Source organism: Nostoc sp. FACHB-190 (assembly GCF_014696905.1).
In the GTDB taxonomy this organism is placed as follows: domain Bacteria; phylum Cyanobacteriota; class Cyanobacteriia; order Cyanobacteriales; family Nostocaceae; genus Nostoc_B.
This window is the reverse complement of sequence record NZ_JACJQW010000061.1, coordinates 1-21635: the sequence shown is the minus strand read 5'-3', so window position 1 is coordinate 21635 and position 21635 is coordinate 1. Positions and strand designations below refer to the sequence as shown.

19 protein-coding genes and 1 pseudogene are annotated in these 21635 nt (G+C 39.4%); 4 read left to right on the top strand and 16 right to left on the bottom strand.

Annotation, left to right across the window (positions count from 1 at the left end):
* Positions 1–440: 440 nt before the first annotated feature.
* Positions 441–4553 (top strand): MobF family relaxase, encoded by a 4113-nt coding sequence (gene mobF / locus H6G28_RS33660; protein ID WP_190594943.1) that lies wholly within the window; start codon positions 441–443, stop codon positions 4551–4553.
* Positions 4554–4599: 46 nt separating this feature from the next.
* On the opposite strand, the gene H6G28_RS33655 is transcribed toward mobF, so the two are convergent.
* From H6G28_RS33655 to H6G28_RS33585, 15 genes are all read right to left on the bottom strand, one after another.
* A complete protein-coding gene (locus tag H6G28_RS33655; protein WP_190594944.1) occupies positions 4600–5763 on the bottom strand; it encodes an apolipoprotein A1/A4/E family protein in 1164 nt (387 codons plus the stop codon).
* 18 nt (positions 5764–5781) lie between these two features.
* A complete protein-coding gene (locus H6G28_RS33650) occupies positions 5782–6183 on the bottom strand; it encodes a hypothetical protein (protein WP_190594945.1) in 402 nt (133 codons plus the stop codon).
* 20 nt (positions 6184–6203) lie between these two features.
* Entirely contained in the window at positions 6204–7964 is a 1761-nt protein-coding gene (locus H6G28_RS33645) for a type IV secretory system conjugative DNA transfer family protein (RefSeq protein WP_190594946.1), read from the bottom strand.
* Complete coding sequence (locus H6G28_RS33640) at positions 7961–9166, bottom strand: hypothetical protein (protein ID WP_190594947.1); 1206 nt, start codon at positions 9164–9166, stop codon at positions 7961–7963. Before H6G28_RS33640 ends, H6G28_RS33645 begins: the two co-directional genes overlap by 4 nt.
* Complete coding sequence (locus tag H6G28_RS33635; protein ID WP_190594948.1) at positions 9166–10059, bottom strand: hypothetical protein; 894 nt, start codon at positions 10057–10059, stop codon at positions 9166–9168. Before H6G28_RS33635 ends, H6G28_RS33640 begins: the two co-directional genes overlap by 1 nt.
* Positions 10056–11594 carry a TrbI/VirB10 family protein gene (locus H6G28_RS33630; RefSeq protein ID WP_190594949.1) on the bottom strand — a complete coding sequence of 513 codons (1539 nt, stop codon included), beginning with the start codon at positions 11592–11594 and terminating at the stop codon, positions 10056–10058. The genes H6G28_RS33635 and H6G28_RS33630 overlap by 4 nt, the downstream gene beginning before the upstream one ends.
* Positions 11591–12313 carry a hypothetical protein gene (locus tag H6G28_RS33625; RefSeq protein WP_190594950.1) on the bottom strand — a complete coding sequence of 241 codons (723 nt, stop codon included), beginning with the start codon at positions 12311–12313 and terminating at the stop codon, positions 11591–11593. Before H6G28_RS33625 ends, H6G28_RS33630 begins: the two co-directional genes overlap by 4 nt.
* Positions 12314–12411: 98 nt before the next feature.
* Positions 12412–12774 carry a four helix bundle protein gene (locus H6G28_RS33620; RefSeq protein WP_190594951.1) on the bottom strand — a complete coding sequence of 121 codons (363 nt, stop codon included), beginning with the start codon at positions 12772–12774 and terminating at the stop codon, positions 12412–12414.
* Between the two features lie 104 nt (positions 12775–12878).
* Positions 12879–13949, bottom strand: coding sequence for a hypothetical protein (locus H6G28_RS33615; protein WP_190594952.1), 1071 nt, complete (start codon positions 13947–13949; stop codon positions 12879–12881).
* Between the two features lie 60 nt (positions 13950–14009).
* Complete coding sequence (locus tag H6G28_RS37185; RefSeq protein WP_242048731.1) at positions 14010–14807, bottom strand: hypothetical protein; 798 nt, start codon at positions 14805–14807, stop codon at positions 14010–14012.
* A complete protein-coding gene (locus H6G28_RS33605; protein WP_190594953.1) occupies positions 14767–15312 on the bottom strand; it encodes a hypothetical protein in 546 nt (181 codons plus the stop codon). The genes H6G28_RS37185 and H6G28_RS33605 overlap by 41 nt, the downstream gene beginning before the upstream one ends.
* On the bottom strand, positions 15309–18050 hold the full coding sequence (locus H6G28_RS33600) for a helicase HerA domain-containing protein (RefSeq protein WP_190677435.1): 2742 nt from the start codon (positions 18048–18050) through the stop codon (positions 15309–15311). Before H6G28_RS33600 ends, H6G28_RS33605 begins: the two co-directional genes overlap by 4 nt.
* Positions 18041–18367 carry a hypothetical protein gene (locus tag H6G28_RS33595; protein WP_190594955.1) on the bottom strand — a complete coding sequence of 109 codons (327 nt, stop codon included), beginning with the start codon at positions 18365–18367 and terminating at the stop codon, positions 18041–18043. Before H6G28_RS33595 ends, H6G28_RS33600 begins: the two co-directional genes overlap by 10 nt.
* Before the next feature lie 29 nt (positions 18368–18396).
* A complete protein-coding gene (locus tag H6G28_RS33590) occupies positions 18397–18810 on the bottom strand; it encodes a hypothetical protein (protein WP_199331726.1) in 414 nt (137 codons plus the stop codon).
* A 48-nt stretch (positions 18811–18858) separates the two neighbouring features.
* Positions 18859–19122, bottom strand: coding sequence for a hypothetical protein (locus H6G28_RS33585; RefSeq protein ID WP_199331727.1), 264 nt, complete (start codon positions 19120–19122; stop codon positions 18859–18861).
* Positions 19123–19677: 555 nt separating this feature from the next.
* On the opposite strand from H6G28_RS33585, the gene H6G28_RS33580 reads away from it, so the two are divergent.
* From H6G28_RS33580 to H6G28_RS33570, 3 genes are all read left to right on the top strand, one after another.
* Entirely contained in the window at positions 19678–20088 is a 411-nt protein-coding gene (locus tag H6G28_RS33580) for a hypothetical protein (RefSeq protein ID WP_190594956.1), read from the top strand.
* A gap of 99 nt (positions 20089–20187) precedes the next feature.
* Positions 20188–20631 (top strand): hypothetical protein, encoded by a 444-nt coding sequence (locus H6G28_RS33575; RefSeq protein ID WP_190677433.1) that lies wholly within the window; start codon positions 20188–20190, stop codon positions 20629–20631.
* Between the two features lie 86 nt (positions 20632–20717).
* A complete protein-coding gene (locus H6G28_RS33570; RefSeq protein WP_190677431.1) occupies positions 20718–21347 on the top strand; it encodes a DUF8692 domain-containing protein in 630 nt (209 codons plus the stop codon).
* Here H6G28_RS33570 and H6G28_RS33565 read toward each other — a convergent pair.
* Positions 21344–21635: pseudogene (locus H6G28_RS33565) on the bottom strand (hypothetical protein); the annotation flags it as partial. The gene H6G28_RS33570 and the pseudogene H6G28_RS33565 overlap by 4 nt on opposite strands.

Genomic DNA, 21635 nt, shown 5'->3' with positions numbered 1-21635 from the left:
ATATCTGCCTGATTTTCCCCACTTCGTCCCAAAAATTACTTTTTATTCCCTACCTTTTTTATATATTTAACATCATTAACTCTAAATATTATCATCAACTTAATATTTTCCAACAATTCCCAATATTTCCCTGAACTTCTCAGAAGTCTCCCAAATATTCCCAGTATTTTTCATTAACTTTTAAAGCTTTAAGACACTGTAATTGGAGTTTTTCTGACGCACAGTACGCCATATTTGGCGGAAAGTTTTTTGAGTATTTTGTTATATTAGATTAAGTCGGAATTTTTGAGAAAAATATTTTTTGAAGTTGAAGTCTCACCGAAAATTTTCAACTCGGCATCAAATTTATTTTGGTTTGATGTCGAGAGTGAACTGTGACTTCAAAGGTGAACAGTAATCGCTTAAGTAAAGTTATGTAAAACTTCTTCGAGAGGTGAGCGATGCTGACAGCTGCTAACGTGTCATCCGAGATGGCAGTAAACTACTTCATCAAGAATTACTATCACCAAGGAAAGTCCCTTTGGAGTGGGAAAGGTGCTTCCAAGTTAGGATTATCTGGGGCGGTTGACGATGAAGATGCTTTTAAAAATGTGATTGAGGGGCGTACGCCTGATGGTAAGGAACAGTTAAATGCCAGAGTAGTCAAGAAGGGACAAGAAAAAGAACGCAGAGCCGCCCTAGACTGTACATTTTCTGCGCCCAAAAGTGTGAGCTTGATGGCATTGGTGGGAGGGGATACTCGTTTAATCGACGCTCACCATCAAGCATTGAAACAAACCCTAGAACTAATAGAGCAGCGTTACGCCTACACCAGAGTAACCGGTGATAATGGCAGACATAGAGTTAAGACTGGCAACTTGGTGGTAGCCCAGTTTGACCACATCGAAAGTCGGGACTTAGACCCACATCTGCACACCCATTGTTTGCTGATGAATATGACGCAAACACCAGATGGCAAGTGGTTGAGTCTAGGCAATAATGAAATATTCGCCAATAAGAAATTCTTGGGCATGGCATACCAAAGCTATCTGGCGCGTGAAGTGCAGAAGCTAGGGTATGAGATAGAACATCGCTTACACGGGCAATTTGATATAAAAGGCTTTAAAGAAGAAGATAAGATCGCATTTTCCAAACGACGACAACAAATACTTGCTGCTTCTGGGGCTAATTCCACCTGGGCAGAAAGGGAGAAAATCTGGGATCAAACCAGACAACGCAAAGAAAAGTTACCAGAATCAGAGTTAAAAGCATACTGGGAAAAAGAAGCACAGGCGTTAGGGATTACCTTTGTCAAGCCTGGGGAACCACAGGAGAATGTACCAGACAACGACAAGATTTTAACTGGGGTTTTAGATTTGGCGATCGCTCATTGCAATGAGAGGAATGTCGCTTTCAAACTAGAAGACTTAGAAAAATTCATCCTAGAAGAACGTTTAGCCACTGATGTAGCAGCAATTGAGCCACTGGTAAAATCCCACCACGAGTTAATCGGCTTGCCGGGTTTGACTCATCAATTTACGACGATGACAGCAGTACGGCGGGAGTTGGCAACTATTGACTTAATGCAGCAGGGACAAGGTAAAGTCAACGCAATTTCGCACCCGGAAGTGGTTGAAAGCCTGTTACAGAATACGTTACTGAACCAAGGGCAACGCAAAGCGGTAGAATTAGCTACCTTGACCCAAGACCAGTTTATTGCATGGCAGGGAGTAGCTGGTGCTGGTAAGACTTTCGCCCTCAAGGAACTAAAAGCGATCGCTGCCAATTCTGAATACACAATCAAAGGCTTCGCCCCCAGTTCCGCCGCAGCTAAGGTTTTAAGTGAAGAGTTAGGGGTTCAATCCGAAACTGTCGCTAGGTTGTTGGTTTCGGAATCGCCACCAGAAATTGAACCAAATCAAATTTGGATTGTGGATGAGGCTGGGCTACTTAGTGCTAAGAATGCCCAAGCACTTCTACAACGGGCTACTCTTGAGCAAGCGCGATTAATTTTAGTTGGAGATACTCGGCAATTATCAGCCGTGGAAGCTGGTAATCCGTTCAAGTCTTTGCAGCAGGCGGGAATTAAAACTGCACACCTCAATGAATCCTTGCGCCAAAAAGACCCACAGCTAAAATTAGCAGTAGATTTGATTGCTGAAGGTAGAATTAAAGCGGGTTTTGAGCATTTATTAAATAATGGTTCTATAAAAACTGTAGATGCAGAGTCCAAAACAGAGCAGATTGCCAGTGATTATATAGTAGGGACACCAGAACAAAGAGTCAAAACCCTTGTTTTGGCTGGGACGAATGCCGAAAGACTTGCCCTTACCCAAGCCATTCGCTCAAAACTTAAAGATGAAGGGACTTTGGGAGAAACGGCAACTATCACCCAATTGCAGACCAAAAATCTCTCAAAAGTGCAGATGCGGTTTGCCCATAACTTTGTAATTGGCGACGTGATCACGCCGACACGGAACTACAAGCGTCGGGGATTGGAGAAAGGCAAACTTTATGAAATAGTAGGTCAAACTACTGACGGTTTAACTCTTAAAAGTGATGATGGCAAGTGTTTAGAAGTCGATACAGCCTTTGATAAAGCTGTGTACCAGAGGCAAGAGATTGAAATTGGCGTAGGCGATCGCTTGCAATGGAAGAAGAACGATAGACAATTGGGACGACGCAACGGACAAGAATTTACTGTTACGGCGATCGCTCTTGGTACAGCCCAGATTCAATATCTTGATGGTCACACTGAGTCTATCAGCTTAAGAGAAGCCCAGAACCTAGACTATGCCTTGGTAAGTACGACATATAGTAGCCAAGGTAAGACCGCAGACCGTGTGCTAATTTCGGCGGACTTTACGATTGGACAAGAAAGTTTTTATGTTGCGACCAGTCGTGCCAAACATGAACTCAAAATTTATACCGAAGATCCAACGCGATTATTGGAGTTAGCACAGGAATCGAAAGCTAAAGAAAATGCTCTGGAATTGCTACGAACACAGGTTCAATCTGAAAAACCGGAAGTAACTCTCAGTGCTGAGGTTTCTACTTCAGTCAAACAAAACACAGCATCAACTTCAGTTGTACAGCCAACCCTGAAGTCAGCACTATCTAGCGTACCAACACCTTTGGAAGCACCCACACAAACTCCTCTAGTCCCGCCAATACTCAAAGGGACACCAGAAATTTCCCAGGTTTTTGAAAAACCCATACTCAAACCAAAAACATCTGTACCTACTGTTGCATTTTGGACTCCATCTTCTGCACCATGTCCTAACCATATAGACCCAGAACACTGGCAAGAACTAGTAGAAAAAAGTGCGATTCATCCTATGATTGCGGCTTTGAACTTTAAAAGCTTACATCTTGACCCCATAGAACAAGAACATGAGGCTTGGGAATATCTTATATATAGTGACAATATCTCCCGCCGGAATGATGGACGACTCAGGGATGGAGATTTACGGAGATATTCTCACATTGAAGCTGGTGGCTGGTGGTGTCATGCTGGTGTTGATCCGCGTTGCTTCCCCAATTTACAACCAGGAGAAAAGCCGACTGCTAAAATCTGGGGGTGCTACAAACCCAACGCTCCCAGAAATCAAATTGATGAACCAGGGAAACTAATTAAATATGAGCATCCGCCTAAAACTGATTTAAGTATCTTTTTACTAGATATCCCTGATGATCTAGCTGACCGGATCTATAAGAAGCATGGAGTAGAGCCAACCAATAGCGATCGCACTTTGGGATTTTGGTACTGTGTTTGGAGACATAATCTCCCCATCATGATCACGGAAGGAGCGAAGAAGGCCGCCAGTTTGTTAAGCCAGGGTCACGCCGCCATTGGAGTGCCGGGAATTTATGCGGGATATCGCAGTAAAGATTCATTGGGTGAGCCAATCAAACCTATATTACATGATGAGTTAGCTGTTTTTGCCACACCCAACAGACATATTCAGTTTTGCTTCGACTACGAAACTAAGCCCAAAACATTACAAAATGTTGAAATTGCCACATCACGGACTGGACAACTTTTAGAACAGCAGGGTGCAGAAGTTAAAGTTGTTACCCTACCAGGCCCAGATAAAGGAGTGGATGATTTTATCGTCGCTCAAAGCCCTCTCGCATTAGAGAAAGTCATCACTGAAGCGATGAATTTAAAAGATTGGCAACAACGTAAACGTGCCATAGAACCACCTCGCAAGTTGACACCAGAAGAACGTCAACAGCGACTAGCGGTTCACCTTAAACAAGAAACTATCAATGCCACTCAAGATAATTTAGAACTACATCTCCAGCAGATGATCCAAAACTTAGATCAACCAAAGCTGAAGGCTTTATTTATAGAAGTAGGAAAGTATGTTAAAGGCGAAAAATTTACGGGTGAACAAGTCAACGAATTATTCTTTTTAGCTGGTCAAGCTGATTCACCGTTAAGTTTTGAGCAAAGAATGAATACCGTTCGCCAATTAATTAGAGATAACAAAGCCCAACTTATGAATAAGTTAGGACTAAATTTTCAACAAGAAAATTGCAAAGAAAAACATAACAGGTTTAGGCGGTAACATAACTGCGGTAGCGAGAGCGTCCGCCACGAATTGCGAATTGGTATTATCTACCCATTTTTCTAAAAGCAGATGCTGATTCTTTTTGGGTGGCATCTATCTCAAGTTTATGACTTCTACTAACAACAGAATAAACTTTATCAAGTGCTTCTGACTGCTGCCTTGAAAGATTAGGAGATAACTCTCCATCCTCAAGAACTATATCCCCATTTTTAGCCCGAACAACTACACTCTCACCTTGCTGTTCAAAATCAAAACTAGCACTTTTGAAACTTAAAGAACCATCTGGGTTGGTTTGACCAAAAATCTTCAGGAGTGCTTTTATACTTTGTTCAAGTGCTTTAGCTTTAGCATTATCAACAGATTTATTAATGTTAGATTTAACCTCTTGAACACTTTGCTTAATAGTGTTTTTAACACCATTCACCCGCGTGTCTATTTTTTGTTTTAAGTCACTAGCTTGTTTATTTACTTTAGCTCTAAGCTTTGTGACTGCGGGTGTCAGCACATCTTTAATTTTCTCAAATAATTTTTTGGTAGTTTGTTTTAGAGACTTCTCAACCGTTCCTACCCAATTTTGAAGTTTAGTATTTTGAATTGGCGATAAAGACCGTTCATTTATTGCTGAAAGAGCTTTTTGGATATTCTCTATGAATTTTTGTTGTTGCTCTAATGATTTACTCAATTCACTAACTTGAGCAGCTAATTTGGAAACTAATTCAGGTGTCTGTTGGTTTTTTTGAAGTCCGTCAATGATTTTCTGCTGTGCTTCTACTTTAGATTGTAAATCCTGAATTTGTTTTTGGATAGTTTCTACACTATCTGGAGTTTTAACTTGACTTTTCTGTGCTGTTTTCTGGGCTGGAGCTTGCTCTATTGGAGCCAAGCCTAATTTATCAGTTTTAACTTGACCATCTTGAACACGAAAAACTTCTTGTTTTCCAATCTTAATTGAGATTGTCCCCTGAGATTTTTTCGGGTCTGAGATAGCTATCCTAATCTTGTTAACTTGTTCTGGGGTCAGTGTATTTTTGGATGGCTTTTCTCCAATAGCACCTTTGTAGACTTTCTCTCTACCAACATTAATAGTTACATCATCATTAGTTTTTATGTCTTTTGATTTTGCTTTCTGTTGAATCAGTTTAAGTAAAGATTCTAAAATCTCTAGATAGTCTCGTTTGATTTCATTGGCATCTCCATTTTCAATCATAATTTTTACTTCCTTATTTTATATTTGCTTTGATAGAAGCTCAATAATCAAAGATTCCGTAACATTTATCTCTGGCAGAATAACTCCGCCTAGCTTGTCTAGAATCACTCTACCTTCAATTTCGATATAAACCCAATTGCCATCAATTCCTACTTGAATAGCTGCGGCATTTTTTCTTTCACTAGGAACATATCGCTCTAGTTTTCCCTCCCACACTTGAAAAACAGCCTCATCATCAACATCGTTATAAACATCTATAGCCTGGGGAATATAATTGTTGGGCAAAGGTTTATCATCCCAGGCATCAAGTACATTATAAATTTCACAGGGATATTTATGAGCCAAGACTGCTATATCAGATGGAAGTTTAGCAGTAATTTGTTGCCAATCATCATCAGATAGTAGATAATTTGATGCCATATTTTTCTCCGAATTTTTCTCTAAATTAAAGCAGCGATTTCTTCTAGTTGCTCTTTGTTTTCTATCAAAGGTAACAATCTTTGTGCCTCTTCTCGTCGGATTTTCATCTCTTCATTTGCTGGAGTTTGGAGAGTAGATTGAGATGCTAACTTACTTTGAAACTCATACCAAATTTTAATACTCTGGGCTTCCGATTTAATATCTCTTTGGGGAATCTTTATTTTCTCTAAAATCGGCAAACTTATTTGACCACGAGAACGAAATCCTGGACTAATAATTACCGCTTTTCCTTCTGGTAAAGTGTTGAATTGATTAATTTCAAACAGCTTGCGAGTGCTGTTTTGGTCAGAATTAGAAGTACTGGCTCCTCCACTTCCTCCTGAAGAACGAGATCGCTGCTTGTACTTGATTTCAAAATCCCCCAAAAAATTACTAAATCTTTCAGCAGCAATATCATCCTGTGGATTGAAAAATGCCTTGGTAGCACAACCACCAAAAATCGCATTAGTGGTATTCTCCCCATAAGCTTCTTCCAGCATTGATAGGTTTTGTAATCCCAGGATTGAAACTAGCCCATCTTCGCGGTTTTGATTCAGCCAGTCTACCAAGGCAGGTAAATACAGCGTAGGTAGCTCGTCAATTCCCAGCACCAAAGGACAAGTACGTTTACCAGCGACATTTCTACTAACTAATAGATGCAGAATCGAAACTAACAAAGGTGCGATTACATCACGCTTCTCTTTGTTCATTCCGAAAATCACCATCTGCCGACCTTTCAAATCCAAAGGAATATTAGTTTTACCGCAAAAAGCTGCTAATGCTGCGGGAACCATAAATCGACTAAACAAACCACTGGCTGTACCCACAATTGAAGCGGCTGTTTCCGGCGAACCAGCTACAGACACAAACTGTGCAAAGGCTTCTCTGACCATGAAATTCATGTCTTCGGCTTGTTCAATGCGATATACTAATTTAGGCAGCCCCAAGATGGCTTGGCACATCATGATATCTGGGTACTTTGTGCCTTTCGCCAGCATAAATACAGCTTGTACCAGTTGGTCGCCAGCATTCGTAAAAAAATCATTTCCTGAACTGTCAGAGCCAAGTTGAAAGTTCCGGTTTAATGTAATGGCCAACTGACGTGCCATTTCTGAGTCTTCATTGTTCCGCAAAAAATCGATCGGATTTGCAACTGCTGATTCTGGGAAGCCCGGAGCTAACACCGTCACTTTATACCCACGTTCTAGAGCATATCCCGCCAGTGATGGGGCTTGTCCTTTAGATGCAGCTGTGGCTGATTCTTGCTCGGCATACTTGAAATCATAGAGGATTACCGGAAACCCCTGGTCAATTGCCGAACGCAGCAATGGTGTCACCATCGAGAATGATTTCCCACTTCCAGGCCCACCAGCTACTAAAATTCCCCGTTGTGCCTCTGGTAAATATAACGTTCTTTTGTCTTCGGGAATCTGCGTAATTCTTCTTCCCTTCACAATTTCAGTTTTGGTATTTTCAGGAGTTCCCACAAATAAAGACACTCGATTGTGCTTTCTTGCCTGAATTTGCTTGCACCCCAGTTTCCGCGCGGCTGCTTTCTCTGTACTACCTCCCCATCTAGCAGTCGCTAACTTTCCTTTTCCTCCTTTGCCATCAATGTATTTGGCTATAATGATCAGCAAGCCACAAAACAGTATTCCTAGTCCGGCGGGTGATATCAATGCTGATTCTAGTCCTGGGGGAACTAATTGATTTGGGTTAACTGTAGAGGTAGTTTGCGTCATCGCCCTGTCCCCACAATTACTAAGTCATTTTCTTTGACTGGTATCCACGGCACTGGCCCAATAAAGTAGGGTGTGCAGGTCTTAGCCAAAAAAGGCGGACGAGCGCAGATTCTAAAATACAATGCAAAATCTGCTGTTCCTGTTGATTCATTGGTGTTAGTTAAGACAACTTTAAACCCATTACCGTACACAAGTCTGCCAGTTGGCTCTTTGCCATCATTGACCACCGCCAATAATCCATAGCCCCCTTTTACTTGTGGCGAATCTGTACCGGATGCCCAACGTTTACCGTACAATCCGGCATTGGGTGTAAAATCCCCTAACTCCAAATAAGCGCATTTTTTACCTGCTAGACAAGCTTTTGGAACTGTGCTATCGCCTCTGACTACGCTACCAGAAACATAATAGCTATCTCCAACTTTGGCATCTCCCTGTTCAGCTTCCCCAAACACCACCGAAGCAATACCTACAACTGCTTGACCAGAATCTATCGGTTGAGGCATTTTCGCAAATGGTACAAATTTGAGATTCGGAATTTGATTAATGTATGTTTGTTGCCATTTCTGAAAGTTACGGATTGGTGTCCTTTCTAACCCTGGTATAGATTCAGCTGAATAATCCCCTAAATCTATGTCCCCTAATTGTTTTTTCGCTAAATTTGGACGAGTGCGGATACAGTCGTTAATTGTGCCTGATTTACACTTTTGGGGTAAATAACCCGATTCTCCAAACAGTTTCAGTATTGGTTTTACTTGTTTGACTTTTAACTGTCCAAGTCCTGGTATTGCCTTAACTAAGGATTGGGTAGTTTGCCATTTCACGAATCCGACATCTTTCAACGTTGGTTGTTGAGATGTAGATGGGTCAGCAAGGGCAACTTTTGTGATTCCTTCCAGGGTAAAAGACCCCAACTTAAAAGCATCTTCCGCATCTCCTAACATCACCACTTGATCCGATTTTTGCCCTGCATCCCAAGAACGTGACGGATCATAGCCAAATACCGGAATTAGCTTTGGTGGAATTTTGATGAATCCTGCTTGTTGCAGTGCTGGTAAACTATCCCAAGTTACTTTGTCCCAGTCCGGTACTGAAGCTTGATATTTCCCTTGGGTGTATGTTGTCGTTGGTGGTTGTGCAGTCGCTTGTGAATTAATGATTGCGATCGCTCCTACCAACGTGAGTGATTTTAATCGCTGTATCATCAGAGTTTCCCTGCCTCTATTAATTGATTCAATAAATCTGCATTCACTCCCGTTCGGGCGATCGCTGTTTTTCTACTCTCACCCTGTCTGAGCAATTTAATCGCATCTTGAAACTTCTTCCAAGTCGGGGAATTAGGTTTGATTGTGCCTTGTTGTCGCGCTAAGGCTAAACCATAAACGAGGGCATTGGCATCATCCCTCTGTAAAGTTGTACCTGTTGGTTTGGCAGTTCGTCTCACTGTTACCAATTGTTGATTAAGTGCTGCGTTAGCTGGTGCAACAGTTAGCCTCTGTATTGGTGTTTCATCAGCAGATGGCGGTTTTTTAGCCACTACTTGAGTATGGCTGGCAACAGTAAGCGGTTTTTTTGGTGCTACTGCCACAGGTTTGTTGACTACAGGTAAGGGCTTTTCTGAGTCAGGTTTGATAATTAAACTGGTGTATTGTGGTTGACCAGTTGCCGGAATTAGCTTGAATTGATATTGCTTTTGTCCATCATTACCCGTTGTGAGGATAGTAATTTGGGTGTTCCCATCCTGGCTGGATGTTAAATGCGGAAAATTAATTGGCTGTATCTGTCTTAAAAATAAAACTGTTGCTCCTCCATCACAGTCTTGATTAGTCTCTTTAGGACATAAATTGCCATTAGAAGTAAAACTAATTCGGCTGGGATCTCCAATCCATACTTGCTTAATAATTTCACCTGTAGGGATAAAATTAATAGTTACTCCATACCCTTTCCAGATTCGCAACTCTACACCATTTGACTGAATACTTTGGGCATCTTGTGAGTAGATTGTTCTTACGGGAATTGCTAATACTTGTCCAGGATTAATCAGAATTATAGATAAAGAAATTGGCAAGTATCTCCCAACTTTAACAAGATATTTCATAAATTAATCGTTTGATTTACAAATACTTGTACTTCTTTTCCTGCATCAATTACAAAGACTTTATCTTCCGATTCTAGTTGCTGCGTCTGCCGTTGATTATTTAATTGAATATTCCTTACTACTTCGCTTAATGTTCCTTGGGCAAATCCAGCTACCAAATCTTTATTGTCATTAGTGATTACACTTGATGAAAAACCATCATAATTAGTAGTGATTTGGCTAGTAGGTCGATTCTGAAGTTCAGCAGCCTTGGTAACTCCCGCTAAAACAGATGCGAAAATAGTTCTTCCTAAATCACTACCTCTATGTAATTCGGCTTTTAATGATTTACCATTTTTAGATAATATCAGGATTGTTCCTTCAGGAATTAGTTTTTCTTCTGGCTCACCATTTTTGTTAACTAATGCTGAAACTGCTTGTAATTGAATATACTCAGAATTTTTATTTCCCAATATTTGAGCCACAATATAAGAATTTTTGGGTAATATTTCACTCCCTGTAGATGATTTTAATGGCTGCGATAATTTAATTAAATAATTTTGATTTACTTGATTTTCATGATTACGACTCCAAACAATGGGAGTTTCTAATTTTCCTTCTGTGTGAGTACCTACTAAAACACGCTCTTGACCATCATTAATATTTTCTAGGCTAGAATCTTGAGCCTGTTTATCTACTTTCCTTGATGCCATACTAGGTTTTGAGGATGATGTGGGTTTACCAATCCCACCTTCTATTCCTTCTGCACTTTCTAAATCATTAACTGTTGCTGGCAATGTAGTTGTAGTATTTGCACCAAAACTACCAACATTAGCTACAGCCAACCATTGCTGCATAGGATCTACTTTATGCAGGGATGTTGCCGGAACAGTTTTTACTAATGGCTTTGCTTCCGGCTGGGGTTGAGGTCGATAAACTGGTGATGAGCGTTGAACTACTGGAGGTGTATAATTTCTGCGCTCAGGATTTTGAACAATTATTCTTCGTGTTGGTGTGGATGCAACTGTTACTGGTTTGGGTAAGGGAGTAGCAGTAATTTTTATGTCTGGTTTAGCTTTGAGATTCCGCATTTTTTCCATTGCCATACTTTGCCTCGTCAAAGCCAAGGCCGCTTTATCTGTTCCTGATTCATCCTTGACTGTTGCTGCTACTTCTTCAGTTTTTTCTGGCGCTTCGATTTTCTTTGTAGTGGACAATTTCAGCGCGTTCATCGACCCACTAATTACACCACCTATTAGTGCTACGAAAAGCAGTGTTATCCCACTAATTACCGCAACTTTTATCAAGGGATTTTGCGAAGTTGGGCGAGTTGTAGTAACTTCTTCTGGTTCTGGAACTTCGGTTTCATTTACTGCTTCATCAGTCTCAAAAGTAATATTTACCCCATTCATAGCGGCAAAGTCTTGTTTATCTTCTGTGGAATCTTCTACTGTTAAATTATCTTGGATTTTTTCTTCAATAAACTCTTCATTTTTTGACCTTAAACAATCTTCTATTTCTATTGTTGAATCATCTTTTATTTCTGTTATTATCATTTTTCCCCTAGTTCAAAATCTTGAATTTTATAAATTTCTAATCCGGCTTTACGAGCTTGATATGCTATTTTTTGGATATTAGAATATTGTTTAGGTAATCTAGGCGTATCTATTGCTTTTACAAAAATAGTTTTATTAAATGTTATGGGTTCACCAATAACATTACCACCTTTAAAAATAATTAATTCCGCAATCAAATCTATAGTCCATCCTCGACTTTCTTTTAGCTTTCTAGGTTCACCCAGAAAGCTAACTTTGAGGATAGATTGCGTTGAACCTTGAAAAACATCTGGTGGTGTTAGTTTACCCAGTTGCTCAAGAAATGGAGCGCGAAAATCTTCGGATAATGCAAACCCTGTCGCCCAAGTCTTTGTGGTGATTCTGCCTTGTCCTGCTTGTACTCCAGTGTCAAGTTTTAACTTCTCTAAAGGCGATTCCAACTCATTTTGAGGGACAGTATTCCAACTCAATAAACCTGTCATTGTTTGTCCTACAAAATGTGTAATAGCTTGTGAGGATCTCTCGCTACTACTTATGGAAGATACTCTAATAGACTCTCCATCACTTAATTCTACTAATGTTGGGGCTTTGGAGTTAGCTATTCTCCATAAACCAAAAAAGTTTACTAACTCTATCAGTAGTAATAATGTTAGTACAATGGCATTCCCCATTAAAAATATTGGTGTCAAATTTAGTTCTTTTTTTTCTAGTAATCGCATTATCTTTTAGAAATGAGAGGGAACAGGGAACAGGAAACAGGGAATAGGGAATAGGGAATAGGGAGTTCTTAACAGAACATGGAGTATGCAAATTAAATTCATGATTGTATCTTTTTAATAAGAGCAATAATCATTCGACTTTCTTCTTGAAGTAAAAAAATAATCGATTCTATATCTTTTTGCTGAGATAATTCTACTCTCTGGGATAAAATAAGATGCGTTTCTAATTCATTAGTTGACCCTTGAGCAATATTTAGAAATCTGACATACTCAGGGGTTGTTCTTCTTCCATACCCCTCTGCTATGTTAGCTGGAATAGATACCGCAGACCTTCTAATTTGTTGCACCATGCCATATAACTCGTCTTTAGGAAAATTTTTAGTCAAAAAATAACATTTTTCGGCTATATCCATGCCTTTTTGCCAAATTTTTAAGTCTTTAAAATCATTAATTTCTGACATTTAAAAGCCTCTTATTTTACTCTTTTGTTAAGAGTTCCCTGTGATGCACTCTCGCTTGTCGAAGTGTTCCCTGTTCCCTGTTCCCTGTTCCCTCAATGCGTGCATTATCTTCTTGCCAATAAAGATACAGAGAAATTTAGTCCGTTCGTAAAAGCCGTGAATACTGACATCCCTCCACCTATTCCTATTGCTACAGCAAGCAAGGGTGAAAAAACAGCTTGTACTAGTTGTGTCAATAAAGGATTAGTTGACGGCACGTTCACAATTGAACTGGCAACTATGCCAACAATAATTGAATTTGATACTAGCACCAAAGTTAATCCCAACCATCCTGCTAACCAAGCATAAATAGGTTTAGCACCAACAGGCAACAAAGAAAGAACTAGGAATATAGGTGCTACATGAGCTACTAATAAAAAAGATAGCTGAACAATATACGCAAAACCTAGTGATAATCCCGACAAGATAACAAAAACCACACCTTGTATAGCATTGTTTACTATTTCTCCAGTAGCATCAAGAGGATTCCATCTGACAGAACCAGCACTTCCATTTAATCCTCTTTGTTGTCTGATTTTTATAGCTTGTTCTTCAGCCTTCTTAGTTTCTCTGTCAATACATTCTTGACGTGGATTTGTTGTGTTCTGTTGAGCATCAATTTTTGATGTTGGTAATGTGTCGCATGAGGCAATTTTTGTTTGCGCTGCTAGAACAAAACTTTGGTCTGCATTAACAATACGTATAGCGTTTCTCAGAGTAACCCCATTTTTGGTTATCGACAGAATCTTGCTATTCAGGTGTATTGTCGTGTTGTTTAGTCCTACCGCCAGTGTAGTCGTCATCGCCCCATTGTTGGAAAGCATCAAAATTACTAGTAGAGGGAAGACCATTTCACTAACAACATTAGTCGAAAACCCTTCATCGCTAATTTGTCTATACCAACCTAGTGACCAAAATGCGACCAAAACTACAGCAATTAACATCGAAACAGCCACGATTGCTAAATAAACTGGGCTTTGCCCTGCTGCAAAATCTACCCAATCTTGCTTGAACGCATTGAGAGCTAACCTTGCACCATCTTCAGCCCCTTTAACAACGTCTCCAGAAATTGTCACTCCTGTATTTTGTCCAGGTTGTTGTCCGCTCGATTGAGCCAATACAAAAGGTATAAACAAGTTGCTTTGCTCCAATTCAAAATTATTAGGGAATTTTCCATTTTGAAGGCAAAAAAATGATTATTCTCGCCAAAAAACATCTAAAGCAGCCAGATTACTAATAATTGCTCTGCGAGTAGCGGCTGATTCTGCCTGTTTTTTCTTCTCCTCTTCACTCATTTGTCCAGATATATCAGCCAGATTCATATTTGTACTTGCCAGGAGTTGTGTTTGTCTTTGGGATTCGCCATGAGTCGCTCTTGCAAGCATGGCAACTTGCAAGTTTTGAATAGCCATTTTTTTGAGAATATCTTGAGTCACAACATCATTCTGAACAGTTTCTGCTTGTTCTAAAGAATCCGTTACAGCAGTATTACTAATTTCTGCTTCTCCAGCTTGATTTTTCTGTCCATCAATCCCCAAAACTGCTTGGGATTGTGCGCGAGTGTATGCTTGATGCACTTCCCTCTCTGCATTTTCTCCTTGAACTTCTGGCGGAGTATTAATTAAATCTGTATCTTCTTGAGCCGAAACAGCGTCATTAACATCATCTCCTGTTTTATATGGGTCTTTGTTACCATCTTTGATTGCTTTATCGATGGCTTTTCCTATTTCTTTATTAATACTTCCCCACTTGATGCTGAATTTTTTAAAGTCAATATCAATGTATTTCCTTGCTGTTGTTAAATACTCTTGTCCTTTTATGTATAAATCTAAAGTCTTTTCCAGAAATGTTTCTTCACGTTTTTTTACTGGATTCGGTACATCATCAGATTCAACAGTATCGACTACAACGGCATTAGGATCTGATGTTTGGGCTTTTACTGGAAGATTGAGACTAATTAAGAAGATTTGGGAGACTAAGAGGATCTTCAGCATCGGCTGCTTGATAGGTCTCATATAAATCCTTCAAAAGTACTCTAAATGGTGTTTTTGAACAATAAGAAGAAACTAAAGCTTCTTTTTTCACAGTGTCTATAGATATGGCTGTTACATCTAATGGTGGTGGTGCAAACTCACCAACAGAAGATAGAGTTTTGAAAAATGGACTATCATAATTATCCACATTAGGAGGGATTAAATAATCCGGTTTTGTTTTGATAATTACATAACCTGCATCCTTTCTGAATTCAGATGTTATCCCTGGCTGATTTAGCTTTGGATTGGCTACATTTTCATATTTCAAACGCCTCAGACTATAACTGAAATAAACAGAAGTTTTCCCATGAGCTAAACCAACTTGGCATTCTGTTTCTCTTTCAGCAATAAACTTCTGATATTTCTCTTGGTTATATTTCCAAACTTGAAAACTCCCTATAGATACAACTCCTGCTAATATTGCTAATAAGATTTTGTTTTGAATAAGTGTGGATAGACTTTTCATAGTGGCTTACCCTGCTTAATGCAATCGACATAATACTTAGAAAATTCTGCTACCCATTCAAACTTATTTTTGTAACGTTCTTTAAACAGATCGCGTGTCGCTTGTTCTTCCCTGCTATTGGCGACTAAAGCCAGCAAAGGATAGGACGGATAATAGCGACATCTGATGTATTTGTTGTTGTAATCTAGTAGCCATAATGTGTATAGCTGTTGAACGTTAGGAGTAAATGTTTCGTTTTTGTCGATGATTTCTCTGGGAATACCCAACAAATCCGAAAAACTACCAGATGCCCCTGGAACGATTCGCCCAATCAGTCTCAGTGGCATATTTTGTAATATCTGCTCTCCGGCTTCTGACTTGGCAATAGAGATTACATCCTGGGCTGCAAGGATAATTCTGCATCCTGATTTCCGTGCCGTCGCACATTTACGCCCTACTAGTCGAGATAACGCCGGAAAACGTAGGAGTACACTGGCTTCGTCCATGAAAAACACGCTGTTGGGCGAAGATAAGGATTGGCGAGAAGCTGCGATGTAAGCCGACATCCCAAACACCTCTGCATCTTTACCTGATTGCAAGTTAGTCAAAGCAAAGGTGATCAGCTTGCTGTCAGTTTCAAAAGTTGAAGGTTTACAAATTGCATCTCCAATGGAACTAGCCCGCCAATACTGGAGCCGTAGCCGAATATAGTTTAGGGCTTTATCTACATTCTCATCCTCATACCCCAAATCAATATGGTCTGTAGAGAAAAACTGCTCCAGATCAACTAGAGTCGCGGTGTTCGCCCAAGCTTCAGACCCTAAACCTCCTTGCTTTGCCGACTCAAAGCGTTGTTGAATATCAGGGTCATCGTAAAATGCCTTTGTCCCCAGTGGAATTAACGATTCAATTGTTTGAGCCAGAAAACCATCAAACTGTTGTGAACCTAAAACTAGCTGTAAAACTATTAAGTTGACATCATTGCGGTGTGCTTTAACTCTATCTTCCCTTTGTTCCAACGGGATTTTCGATAAATCTAATGGTTGAACAAGATTGTTCGACTGCTTAGAAATATCAAAGTAGAAACCATTGTAGTAGGGCGTGAAATCTCCAAACGTTCCTGAGCCGTCGTCGTTAGGCAGGTCAATCATTAGTATTGACATCCCCATTGCCAAACACTCAGCAATAATTGAGGATACCAGAACTGATTTACCAGAACCAGTTGTCCCAATTACCATCATGTTTTTAGTTCGGGACAAATCAATGCTCACGGGTGAATGTCCCTCATCGGCAATTAGTTCAAATCCTTGCTGATCTGCACCAGATGTTTGCACCGCCGGCGTTAAACCAATTACCTCACTGGCAAAAAATGATGTTCTCCTGTTATATGGACTTGTTAGTTGTGGTCTTTGCCTCAACAGCAAGGTTTCTACCCAAATCAGCCATGTATATTGCATCTCACGGCTTAATTCCGCCGGTTGGTTCACATAACCTGAAATCAACCTGCAAGCATCGTCTATTTCTTCTGGTGTATCCCGGTAAACCAATACTATGAGTGCGACATTTTCTGGCACATCACCTGTATATAATTGCTTTTGAGCATTTACTGACCATTCAGTATTAATCTGTGATGCTACGTCGATGGTTTTTTTACTGGCACTCATCTGGGCATTTCGAGATCGCCTTGTGATTAGCTGCTGGGTTAACCTAACTATTTTCTGGTCGGCTGGGCTAATCTCTGTAATTATCTCGATATCATAAATAACATCCCTGGCGAATATATTCCACAGAAATCGCACTTGCGCCGTTGTCGAGACAAACGCCTCTGGTTTTTGTGTGAGCGTTAACACTCCCACATATTTCTGACCCTTTTTTGGCGTGGAAATACATACCCATTTGCGATCTGCAAAGGGAATCCCATTATTTAACAACACGGATGTTATGTGAGCCGCATCTATATATTGCCTTGGTGATGGCAAAGACTCATGGAATTCTTCTGCCAGCATTCCATCACTAAAAACCAAAGTATGGGGAACTTTTACTGGTTTTGCTCCTACCTGAAATGATAAATCTTGCCACAATTCCTTTTCAGATTTCGGCGTTGGATTTAAACCCATTTCGGACAAAATTTGTTGATGTCGGAGGGAGACATTTATCGCTTTCTCCAGAACTTGCATCAAGCTTTTCCTTGTCAGTTCTGTCGCTCCTGTCGGTGTAAATCTTCTTTGGAGAAAATTCGATAAGTTGACTATTGCTCTATCAACTGCATCCCCCGCTTCTGTTCCCCCTGGTTTTACGGTGAATGTTGCGTAAACATTTAGAGTTATATTTTTTCGCTTTTTCTGTCTTGTTAATTGTTGGAGCCGCGATACACTCCCCCAATCTAAAAACTCACTTTCATCATTTACTGGATTACTTAAACGATGGCGAAAATGTTCTATTACTTCTTCCTCATTACAGAATGAACTCCAGCGAAATGTATAGCGTTCCCCTTGAGCGAATTCTTTGCAACCATTCTCGAAGGCTTGAGCGATCTGTTCTACTTTTTCATCTGAATTAAATAATGGGTGAATGCCCCTACAGCTATAACCAAATACTAGCTGCAAAGTATTGTTAGTCTCTCCTACTTGCTTTTTACTTAACAAATAAGCCCCTATTGTATATCCTCCTTTCTTCAATCTCACCAAGGTTGTCAGGTCTAGCAAGTCTTCAAAAGGATTTAGTTTTTGGCTTTTAGTTTTACTTTTTTTTAATGCCATACACCAACTTTTTTTGTCCCGGCTTTTCTTTTTTCTATTGGGGAAGAATATCTTATATACCCTCTTGTCCAAAATGGCACATTCGGAAAAATTCTCGACCAAAATAAATATGGTCTTTTCCCCGATAGAATTATGGCTGTCACAGCGAACCAAATGCCAACTAGAATGCTCCATATCATTCCCGCACCTAGTGGAAATGCTAAGAAAAATCCTAATCCAAATGACAACATAGAAATTGCAAATTGGAATCCCGTAAAAATTCCGATTTGGGCATTCTTTCCTAATGATTGATTGACCTGCTTGATTTCTTTTTTCATCTAAACCTCCCAGGAGAATTTTCGCTTACTTACGTACAAGCTGGTGTCAAATTTGCAAACAAAATATTTTGCGCGATGAACAATACCAATGTTACGAAAAAAATTCCAATCGGCTGTTGTACTATTTGCGTTATTTCTTGCCCGTCTCCTAATGCGTTCACTACTTTTACACCAGAAGCAACAAAGTAGATGAAAAGAATCACTGTGATTGTGGCATTTATCACTGCTGGAAGCGCACTTATAGCTGCATTAGCAGTCCCAGAAGATGTTCCCCCAAACATACACGTTAAGGCTATCTGTGCTGGGTCAAACAATCCGAATGCCTGGGCTGGTATTGCTTGTAATACCAGAATCAAAGCTGTGCCAACTGCATAAATATGATGCTGGTATTTCCGCCCTAATCTACCTAAAGCTTTTACCAAATTTTGAGTATTAGATGTCAAGCTAATTTCTCCTTTTATCCAGATTTTGACCTTTTTTAGATTCAGGATTTAAGATTTGTTATTCAATTTTGAATTTTGACTTGATTCTCTTTTTGATGCCCTTTTTTTGAATTCTTCCTCTATCTCAGCCAAAGTATGTTCTCTGGCCAACGCCCGAATTTCTTGAAGTACCGGAATATGGTATTCACGCAATTTCGCATATCCATTGATTCCACCCGTTTTGGGATGAGTGAACCTCTCAAAACTTGGCTCGTATTTGCGAGCAATATTGATGTATTCCAGCAGTTGCCTAGCGGTAACTGCTGGAACCATTCTAGAAGCAACTTGCGGTCTTGTTAGTTCTTTTTCGATAGGACAAACCTCCCGCTTCCATCTGTTCCGCGAATCTCTTAGAGTTTATTGCATATAGAAATACCCGCTTTTTAGTTAGCGGGAAAGGGGCATTTGCCATGAACTAAAATTATTTATAAGTCAGAAGCAACTATTTTCTTCCCTTGACTTGACCATTTCTCATCTAGAAGACTACAAGCCACAAGAACCACATTTTGAGGGTTGCGATGTTTTTTTCCATCCCTACACCAGCAGCGAACTGTGTAATCACTTTCGTATCCGAGAACAGAAGCAAGTTGCTGATAGCTTAGTCCCCATTTTTTCTTAAACTCTATTGGGTGCATAGTATTTATTTAGATACTTGCATGATTTATTTAATATTTATAGCATAATTTGTCATTACAATATTATTTTCAGCAGTTAAAAGATATTTATTTTAATAGTTTTTTATCCTAATTATTTATAGAATAATATTGACTATTCCATAGCAAATGTTCTTGATTTATAATCTAAATAATCCATTTTTATTAATCAAATATGTCTAATATAGATTCTCACTTTTTTCAACCTTCTCCCCCCCAACATCGAACTGTTGAAGAAGACGAAAATCTGGAATTATTAGCTAATCGTCTCAATCCCACTGCGGAACAAATTACTGAATGGCTACAGTCTCCACAAATTAGGCAATGGCTTAATCAGCAAATGATGGGGATTCCCGGTAATCTTAAATTAGAAGCCGTTAACATTTTGATCAACAAAATTATTCAAGTTTCAGATAAAGATCATCGAGTCGAATTCGCTAATGCAAATGCAGCTATTGGTGTTGATGTTTTACGCTGGAATTTGTGGGCTTTTTACCGCTTGCCTTATGCTCGTGGGTATCAAGCTCCAGATTGTGGTTATACGTTGAAGCTGCATTTGGAGCAAAAAGCTGCTTCTCAAAACTAAGCTTGATAGCGATCACTTTCGACCCCCAAGCGATCGCTCCATAATAGCTTATTAAGTACATTTGTACTGATTAGTAACATTATATTTTATAATACAACCATGCTATCGCAAGCCAGAGTAGAGGAAATTTGTCTTGGACAAGTTATTCGCCTGTCACCAGGCGAAATCCAAGATTTTCAAATCACGCCAGAACAACTTCGCCAATTACTTGATGAAGGGTTAGTTCATCCCCAGTCTTCTTACAACAATCGACCCACAATTGAGGGTTTTATGCGGTTTTATGAGGCAATCGAACCGTTTGTTCGCCAAGATTCAGATATTCAAGTTGTATTTCGTGGGCATTTAAGTAGAAGCTTAGGAATCAATGAATGTTCTAATATTCAACTTGTAATCGAATCATTCGAGATTAAAAATCAAAGTGGCTGTAACATTGATCAAGCAATTTTAATTTTGCCAATTGTCTCCCAGTTTATTACTCAGCCAGGGAGAACTGCTGATGAATTTAAACTCATGAACAATCTCTTCACTGCATGGTGGGATTAATATATATCAATTACTTCAAGGCTTTTAATTACCAAAAATTAATTTTTAAAAAAATTAGAACTGGGTAAATAATATTTAAGTAATATATGCTAATTAATAAAATTATTTTCCGTTTGAATAGTTTCTGCTTATTATTAATTCTCGCCTTTATTATTTATAATAAAATATTTGATATATCAGTTGGAGGATTGTTCTTACCTCCTGCCGCACCACCATATTTTGGTGCAGGATTGTTTACACTTGGATTTCAAATACTGTGTTCGATACCACCTATAATTTGTGCTTTTAGTTTTACCTTACTAAAAACTCTTAAACCTAATAATATATCTAATCAATTTTTGCTTTACTCCGCAATTTTAACAGCAGGTTATTTATTGAATGAAATTTATCGACTCCATATAATTTTTTTGCAATTTGGCATTCCCAAGCTAGTAACTATTTTTTGCTACGCGATTATTTCTAGCTTGTATGGGTTAGCTTTTAGACGACAAATCAAATCCACACCTTATATTATTCTTATTGCTAGTTTAGTTTTATTATTTATTGCTATTACAGTAGATTCACTCCATTTTGAGGGTGATGGAACTCATAGCTTATTAGAAGGTATTCCTAAATTTTTGAGTGGGCTGAATGTCGCGCTTTATTTTTGGTTTGTCTGCTATCGAGAAGTACTACACTCCTTGCAGTCTGCTAAAAGTGACAACTCTTACCGCTAACTGCAAGCAGTGTGCGTTACTACCCAAACATTTTCACTTTCATAAAAGTCCCCTCGTTGCTCTAATCTAAAATCACCCAGCAACAATCCCAACCATACCTCTACCATCGGCATTTTCAATTTCTGTTGTAGTAAAGTCAGTGTTATTTCACTTTTAGTCTGTTCCAAATACACCGCGATCGCCCTAGTCCATTTTTGGACATCCTCATCCCCTGCCAACCGATGAACATCCTCTACAGTCTGAATTTCTAGCATTGTCAAGACATTTTGTTTCTCGACCGGAGCCGCT